Source organism: endosymbiont of Riftia pachyptila (vent Ph05) (genome assembly GCF_000224455.1).
GTDB lineage: Bacteria > Pseudomonadota > Gammaproteobacteria > Chromatiales > Chromatiaceae > Endoriftia > Endoriftia persephonae.
Genome location: NZ_AFOC01000126.1, coordinates 1 through 8,004 on the forward strand (window position 1 = coordinate 1; position 8,004 = coordinate 8,004).

Annotated in this window: 6 protein-coding genes; 2 read left to right on the top strand and 4 right to left on the bottom strand. The window is 58.0% G+C overall.

Annotated elements, in window-relative coordinates:
- Window positions 1-63: 63 nt before the first annotated feature.
- From RIFP1SYM_RS14830 to RIFP1SYM_RS14845, 4 genes are read right to left on the bottom strand one after another with little or no spacing between them, the layout of a single operon-like run.
- On the bottom strand, window positions 64-681 hold the full coding sequence (locus tag RIFP1SYM_RS14830) for a PqiC family protein (RefSeq protein ID WP_138921752.1): 618 nt from the start codon (window positions 679-681) through the stop codon (window positions 64-66).
- Window positions 681-1,724 carry an MlaD family protein gene (locus tag RIFP1SYM_RS14835; RefSeq protein ID WP_005966256.1) on the bottom strand — a complete coding sequence of 348 codons (1,044 nt, stop codon included), beginning with the start codon at window positions 1,722-1,724 and terminating at the stop codon, window positions 681-683. The genes RIFP1SYM_RS14830 and RIFP1SYM_RS14835 overlap by 1 nt, the downstream gene beginning before the upstream one ends.
- 31 nt (window positions 1,725-1,755) lie before the next feature.
- Window positions 1,756-2,541, bottom strand: coding sequence for an ABC transporter ATP-binding protein (locus tag RIFP1SYM_RS14840; protein ID WP_005966258.1), 786 nt, complete (start codon window positions 2,539-2,541; stop codon window positions 1,756-1,758).
- Window positions 2,541-3,683, bottom strand: a complete 1,143-nt coding sequence (locus RIFP1SYM_RS14845) for an MlaE family ABC transporter permease (protein WP_006474115.1) — start codon at window positions 3,681-3,683, stop codon at window positions 2,541-2,543. Before RIFP1SYM_RS14845 ends, RIFP1SYM_RS14840 begins: the two co-directional genes overlap by 1 nt.
- 161 nt (window positions 3,684-3,844) lie before the next feature.
- On the opposite strand from RIFP1SYM_RS14845, the gene RIFP1SYM_RS14850 reads away from it, so the two are divergent.
- A complete protein-coding gene (locus RIFP1SYM_RS14850) occupies window positions 3,845-5,575 on the top strand; it encodes an ATP-binding SpoIIE family protein phosphatase (RefSeq protein ID WP_139042167.1) in 1,731 nt (576 codons plus the stop codon).
- 40 nt (window positions 5,576-5,615) lie between these two features.
- The coding region (locus RIFP1SYM_RS16630) for an ATP-binding protein (protein WP_139042168.1) at window positions 5,616-8,004 on the top strand (2,389 nt) is incomplete at its 3' end.

An 8,004-nucleotide genomic window follows, 5' to 3' on the forward strand; every position in this document is an offset into this window, starting at 1 on the left:
GCCAACCGAGTCTGGGCAGTAGGCGCCAACAGGCCCGCAATTGTGGGGCTGGCTTCTCTCTGACTATGGCTTGAGATGGGGTGAAATCTGCTTGGCTAGACGATCTCCAAGACGCGCCACCACCACTGCAGTAGCCGCCACAATCGCCTCCGCATCTGCGCCTGCGCCTGCGATCGCCTCACGCAGGCTGATCCTGCCCAGCGCCACCAGCTGTCTCCCGGCCGGTGCATAGAGGGTCCAGCGCCCCCTCAATGTGAGATCGCCTGCCTGGGTAGCATCGAGCTGATCGATCTGCAGCGACAGCTCATAGGCGGGGCGCAGTGCATCATGCCAGGGGGCGACTATCACCTGCTCTGCACCGAAGTGCTGTTCCAGTGAGCGGCTCAATACGCTGCGCAGATTCTCCTGCAGCGGGCCTGCCCAGCGATCGAACTCATTCAGCTCCAGCCGATGCGGGCCGTTGCGAACCAGGATCTGGGGTCGGTCAAGATAGTCGGCCAGCCCTACGCTGCTGATCCCCAACAACGGCTGTGTGGTGATCATCCGACTCTGTTCCAGCGTCTCCTGCAGGGGAGACATCAGGTAGAAGCGGCTCGACTGGGACGTGGTGCTGCAGCCGGTCAACAGCGCCAACACAATCAACGCTACTCCTGTCACCCCTCTCCTCTCTACTCTGTTCATTACTGCTTTCCTCTGATCAGCGCCTCCGGATGGCGCTCAAGGTAGTCGGCCCAGATGCTGATCGAATGGGCGGCAGCGGAGAGCTCCTGCAGCGCCCGTTTGATCTCGCCGTTCAATGGTTCCGCACTCTTCACCAAATTTTCCGCAGACTCAAAGCTGTCGCTGGCCTTGACGAATGCTGCATCTCCCGAGGCCATGGTCTTGTCCCAGCTCGCCAGCGCCCTCTGCAGGCTGCCATCGGCCTGGGCCACCAGTTGGCGTGAGTCCTGGGCCACCTGGGTCCACTCTTTCAGCAGCGGCCCCGTTTGTTGTCTCAGTTCGGCGACAGCCTGCCGAATCTCAACTGTCATCTGCAGACTGCTCTCCATCAGTTCAGGAGTCTGCTCCTCCAGTTGCTTACTGAGGCGTTCAAGCCGTCCGACCAACACAGCCACTTGCTGTGCCATGGCCGGGAAATCGGCACCATTGACGATCTTTTCGATGCCGTTGAGGATGCTAATGGCGGTCTGTGTAATCTCCTCCAGGGGCAGATCTTCCAGGGTTCTGGCGATCTTCTCCATCCCGGTGACGATGGTCGGCAGTTCACGGTAGTCACTCTGACGATTCATCAATCGCACCCTGGTATCGGGATGAAACCCCAGCTCCACCTGCAATTGGCCGGTCACTAGGCTCTGCAGGGTAAGGCTGGCGCGCAATCCTTTTTTGATCAGCTCTTCTACCAGCTTGCCATCCTTTTCCGGCACTATCTTTCGGCTTATGCCGACCTTATTCATATCGACGCTGATCACAACCGGGATATCCACCCGCAGGCTCTGTTCATCAAACAGCACCGAGACACTCTCGACCTGACCAATATGCACGCCGCGGAAGGTCACCGGCGCTCCCACATTCAGCCCCTTCACATTACCTTCAAAATAGAGAATAAAACGTACACTCTGTTCGGAAAATCCACGGCCACCAACGAACATTATCGCGACGATGCCGAGTGCCAATGCACTCAGAACAAACAGGCCGATCAGAGTCGGATTAGGCCGGTTCATCATGGTTCTCGTTCCTTGTGCTTATCAAATCAGGTCAGCCCGCTTCACCGCGGGTCAGAAAACGTTTCACCCGTGGGTCTTCTGTCTCCTGCAGAAGATACTTGGGGTGGCCCCAGGCGATCATGGTCTTGCTGTCGGGGTCGAGAAAGATGGAATTGTTGCCGATGGCGAAGATGCTCGCCAGTTCGTGGGTCACCACCACCACTGTCGCCCCCAGGCTCTCGCTCAGCTCCAGGATCAGATCGTCGAGCATGCGTGCGCTGACCGGATCGAGACCAGCGGAGGGTTCGTCAAAGTAGAGGATCTCCGGATCGAGCGCCATCGCCCGCGCCAACCCTGCCCGCTTCTGCATGCCGCCACTGATCTCCGAGGGGTAGTACTCCTCAAACCCCTTCAGCCCCACCAGCGCCAATTTGTAGGAGACCAGATCACGGATCTCCGCCGCCGACAGCCGAGTGTACTCCTGCAGCGGCAGAGCGATGTTCTCCGCCAGGGTCATGGAGCTCCACAGGCCGCCATTCTGGTAGAGCACTCCGGCGCTGCGCATCAGCTGGTCGCGCTCCTCCGGGTGCAGGGTCCAGAACGATTCACCGTTGATCAGAATCCGCCCGGCTGCCGGCTCTTTCAGGCCGATCAGGTGGCGCAGCAGGGTGCTCTTGCCACAGCCGCTTCCACCCATGATGATGAAGATGTCACCGTGCCGAATGCGAAAATCGAGATCCCGCTGGATCACGAAATCTCCATAGGCCATGGTCAAACCCTCCACCACCAGGTGGGACTCGATCGATCCTCCGGCTGCCAGCCGATCCAGTCTATCCATCAGATCCCCAAGCGATTGTAAATGATGGTGGTGATGGCATCCCAGACTACGATCAGCAGGATCGCTGTAACCATCGCTGAGGTCGTAGCCTTGCCCACCGCGGCTGAGTTGCGCTCACTCTGCAGCCCGCGTAAACAGCCGGAGAGTGCGATCACCACCGCGAAGATCAGGCCCTTGATCATCCCAGTCAGCACATCCATCAGATTAATCGCTTCCTGGGTCTGCTGCAGGTAGTGCAGCAGACTGATATCGAGCAGTGCGGCGGCAACGATCAGGCCACCGACGATCCCCAGCACATCGGACCAGATGCAGAGCAGTGGCAACATCAGAATCAGCGACAGGCTGCGTGGCAGCACCAGATACTCCATCGGTGAGATACCAAAGGTGCGCAGCGCATCCACCTCCTCGTTGACCTGCATCGAGCCAAGCTGGGCAGCATAGGCAGAGCCGGTGCGACCAGCCATGATGATGGCGGTCATCATCGCCCCCATCTCGCGCACCATACCCAAGCCAACCAGATTGGCGACATAGATCTGCGCACCGAACATCTGCAGCTGCACCGCACCAACAAACGCCAGCACCGCCCCCACCAGCAGACTGATCAGGCTAACGATGGGTAGCGCCTCAACCCCCGCCGATTGCAGAAAGTGGCCAAAATCAACCCAGCGGAAGCGAGCCCGGCCGCTAAAGAAACGCAGCAGCGCCAGCAGCCATTCACCGATAAAGGTGACAAACGCCGCCAGGTCGGTGACAAAGGCGATCGCCCATCCTCCCAACACAGAGAGCAGGGTTTGGCGCTTTGGCTCGCGGCGCGCACCCTCGCGCTCTGGTACCGCTTGGGCAAGCCTCAGTAGACGTCTGGCACCGCCCGGCACCCCCTCATCATCGAATGCGACTGATTCGGAGCCGGCCCACTCCGAGAGTCTCAGCAACAGGGTGACAAATCCGCTATCCCAGCCTGAGAGTGCACTTGAATCGAATTCAATCCGAGTCAGCGAGCTGCCGGCCGCCCTGATCTGCTCAATCAAGCCGTTACCATCCAGCGGACGCCCATCACCAAGCCAGGCGCCAACGAACGAGATCTTCAGCGTTGTCTCATCCGCAGCGTCGATTCTCAACGATGCCGGCTCACGCGCCTCCACACTCCCCCCTGAAATGCTGTTCCACAACCGCCCCGATCATCAAACCCTGGAGCGCAGGCGTCAAGGATCAAGTTTCCTTGAGGATGGCCGCTAGCCTCTTGGGAATAAAAAACAATCACTAAAACCAGCATCAAGCCGGCCCGACAGAGATGATAGAGACCGTGAAAGCAGACGCTCCCAATCTAAAACTCCGTGGCACCGCACTGGTCGCCGACGATGAACTCTCCAACCGGGTCATTCTGAATGCCCTGCTGAAAAAACTGGGCTACCAGGTCATCCAGGCGGTCGATGGTGCCGATGCCGTCGAGAAGTTCCGCCAACACAGCATTGATATCGTGTTGATGGATGTGATGATGCCGGTGATGGACGGCTATGCCGCTACCGAGATCATCAAATCGGAGACTGCCGACAAATTCATCCCGGTACTGTTCCTCACAGCGATGACTGACGACAAGGCGCTGGCCCGCTGTATCGAGGTTGGCGGTGACGACTTTCTCACCAAACCCTACAACCACACCGTGCTCTCCGCCAAGATCCAGTCGATGGAACGCATCCAGAACCTGCATCAGGATATCCGCATGCTCTACAACCGCATGCAGATGGACGAAGAGATAGCCGAGCAGGTCTTCAGCGGTGCGGTGTTGGCGGGCAATGTGGTACTCGATCAGATCTCGCATCTGCACAAGCCCGCCAGCATCTTCAGCGGTGACATCATGCTGACTGCCTATTCGCCCTCCCACGATCTGCATGTGCTGTTGGGGGATTTCACCGGTCACGGGCTGGCCGCCGCACTCGGCGCCCTGCCGACCTCTGAGGTGTTCCGCTCGATGACCGCCAAGGGCTTCTCGCCGCCGCAGATCCTGCAGGGCATCAACAGCAAGCTCCACAAGATGCTGCCGACCGGCATGTTTCTGGCCGCACAGTTCGTCAAGATCAGCGCCTCGCTCGACTACATCACGGTCTTCAACTGCGGCATGCCTGATCTATTCGTCATCGATGGCAACACGCGCCGTATCAAGAACCGCCTGGAATCCCGCAGTATGCCCCTAGGGATCATACCCGACTCCAATTTTCAGGAGGATGCCCAGCATATCCGGGTCGGGCTGGGTGACCGGGTGCTTCTCACCACCGATGGCGTCTCTGAGGCGCGTGATCCGACAGGTGAATACTTCGGCTCCGAGAGACTTATCACCGCCATCGAGCAAAGTGGCGAGCAGGCGTTTATTCTCGACAATGTCTCCTCGGCGCTCGACCGCTTCTGCAGCGATGCCCCGCAGGATGATGACATCACCATGGTGGAGCTGCCGCTGTTGCCCGAGCTGCTACCCTCCTGGCGGGTCGATCAACTGCTCGCCGAGCAGACACATGTCGACCCCAACAGCCTGCTCGATCACGACTCCGATAGCGTCGAGTTCCATATCACCCTGCGCGGCATGCAACTGCGCAAGGCGGACCCGGTGCCGCTGCTGATCAACTATATCCAGGAGATGGTGGGGATACGCACACACAATCAGGTGCTCTTCACCATCCTCACCGAGCTCTTCATCAACGCCCTGGACCACGGCGTACTCGGCCTCGATTCGAGCCTCAAAGAGGGGCCGGATGGCTTTACCCGCTACTTCGAGGAGCGCGATCGGATGCTCAGCCAACTCAACGAAGGCTCGGTACACATTGGACTGAGGATACACCCCCAGGCTAACGGCGGATGGATCGTCATACAGATCGAAGACAGCGGCCCAGGCTTTGATTTTGCCAACGCAACCAGCGCGCAGGGGGAGAAACCATTGTTCAGCGGCCGGGGCATCCAGCTTCTCTCCAGCCTGTGTGAATCGTTCTCTTACCTAGAGCCAGGAAACAGAGCCGAAGCGATCTATGCCTGGACCAATGAATAAGCGGGCATCTGCCAATCACCATGAGCGGTAGCCCTGAAGTATGAACTCCCTTAAGACAGGCAGCAGAGACACTGACCGCCAGAACTACGCTGAACTCGCTCTCTCGATCCAGCAACAGACGAATGATCTGCTCTACACCAATCTGGCTTCCTCTCTGCTCAGCGCCCTGATTGCCAGCTTGTTGACCAGCTGGATCCTCTGGGCTCCGGAACACGCCACCCAACTGAGGATCTGGCTGTTGGTTCTGTTCGGCATCACAGGGATACGCTATCTGCTCAGAATGCACTATTTCCGAACCCGCCACTTGAGAGGCAAAGTCAAAGCAGGTCGAGCCAGTTTTATCGCCGCCAGTTGGGCTGCCGGCCTCGCTTGGGGCAGTCTAGTGATATTCATCGATCCAACTGACAATTTTTTCAGCCTGATGATCATCAGCTGCATCCTGATTGGTGTCTCAGCGGTCGCCATCTCCTCTCAGGCAGCGTCCATGACAAGCTCCATCGGCTTTTTACTGCTGGCACTGCTGCCACTCCTTGTCTATTTCATGACCGAGCCATCCATGCCTGACACCGTCCCGGTTGTGCTGATCCTGCTGATGCTCGGCATCCTATTGAAAGCCGCAAAACAGCAGAACCAGGTCATTCTCAACAATATCACCCTGGCCGCTGCCTCCAATTTCCGGGAGCAGGCGCTGCGCGAATCTGAAGAGCGACTCGAGAGCCATTTCAAACACACACCGCTGCCTGCCATCGAATGGTCGCTTGATGGCCGGGTGATCGCCTGGAATCCGAGTGCGGAGCGACTGAGCGGTTACAGTCGGGATCAGGCACTGCACAAACATATCTCCGAGCTGCTTGCCAAACCGCAGGATGAGAACCCCAACAAGCCCAAACTGTTTGACGAGGAGCGGAAAGAGACGGAGCCACCGCAGAGTTGGCGCTCATTGCTCGACCCTAACCATAGCGGTACATTTCTCTTCGATATCACAGCGCGGGACGGCACCCGGCACAACTGTGAATGGCACAACGCGCCAATCAAGCGCGCAGACGGCTCAGTCAGCGGGGTTTCGTCATTCTTGTTGGATCGAACTGAGGAAGTCACCGCCAGAGAGCGTCAACAACGGCTCATCGACATCATTCAGAATACCACCGACTTTGTTGCCATCTTCAATCTGGAGGGCGACATCCTATTCATGAACCGGGCCGGTCGGGAGATCATGGGTTACAGCCTGGACGACGATCTCGCCGACAAGAACCTTGCCGGGATCTTCCCCGCTTCGGAGATCGATCAGCTGCTCAACGAGGGTGTGCCTTCGGCCTACATGAACCGTACCTGGAGCGGCGAAACCCAGCTCATCTCCATCGATGGCAGGATGATGACAGTTGACCAGCTAATCGTGCTGCATGAGGCCACCAAGAGTGGGCAACACTACTTCTCCATGGTGATGCGCGACATTAGCGATCGCAAACAGGTCGAGCGTGAACTGTTTGAGGCGAAGGAGAAGGCCGAGAGCGCCGCCAAGGCAAAGTCTGAGTTTCTGGCCATGATGAGCCATGAGATCAGAACCCCCATGAATGGCGTATTGGGCATGGCGGAGTTGCTCGCTGGTACCAAACTCGATGATGAGCAGCAAGAGTTTCTGGAGGTAATCACCCAATCTGGCAACTCGCTACTTGGGATCATCAACGACATCCTCGACTTCTCCAAGGCGGAAGCGGGCAAGATCGAACTGGAAGCAATCTCCTTCGACCTGGAGCGCACCATCTATGATGCAGTCAGGCTGCTCAGCGCCAACGCCTCCAGCAAAGGACTGGAGCTGATCATCAGCTACCCGCCAGAACTGCCACGGCAGGTGATGGGCGATGCCGGGCGCATCCGCCAGATCATCACCAACCTGGCCGGCAATGCCATCAAATTCACCCAGCAGGGACACATCGCCATCAATGTCGAAACCACCAAGGCAACGGATGGCACATCCAGATTCCGCATCTCAGTAATCGACACCGGCATTGGCATCCCCGAAGCACAGCAACAGCGGTTGTTCAAATCGTTTACCCAAGCCGACAGCTCTACCACACGAAAATATGGCGGCACCGGCCTGGGTCTGGCCATCAGCAAACAGCTGGTGGAGTTGATGGGCGGATCCATCGGCGTCTCCAGCACACAAGGCGAAGGCTCCACCTTCTGGCTGGAGATACCGCTCGGATTGAGCCAACCCAGGGAGCCCCTTGGGCACGCGGATCTCAGCCGGCTGAAGTGCCTGATCCTGGATGACAACCTGCTCAATCAGCGTATTTTCAGAGATCAGCTGCGCAGCTGCGGGATGCAGATCCATACTGTCACTACCGGTGACGAAGCGCTCACCCTCGCAACAGAGATGGCATCAGCGAACAAGCCTTTTGATATCTTCCTGCTCGATTTCAACCTGCCGG

Bases quoted from the DNA above. Each gene is read 5' to 3' on its own strand.
- RIFP1SYM_RS14830 (WP_138921752.1), bottom strand. From the start codon at position 681: ATGAACAGAGTAGAGAGGAGAGGGGTGACAGGAGTAGCGTTGATTGTG.
- RIFP1SYM_RS14835 (WP_005966256.1), bottom strand. From the start codon at position 1,724: ATGATGAACCGGCCTAATCCGACTCTGATCGGCCTGTTTGTTCTGAGT.
- RIFP1SYM_RS14840 (WP_005966258.1), bottom strand. From the start codon at position 2,541: ATGGATAGACTGGATCGGCTGGCAGCCGGAGGATCGATCGAGTCCCAC.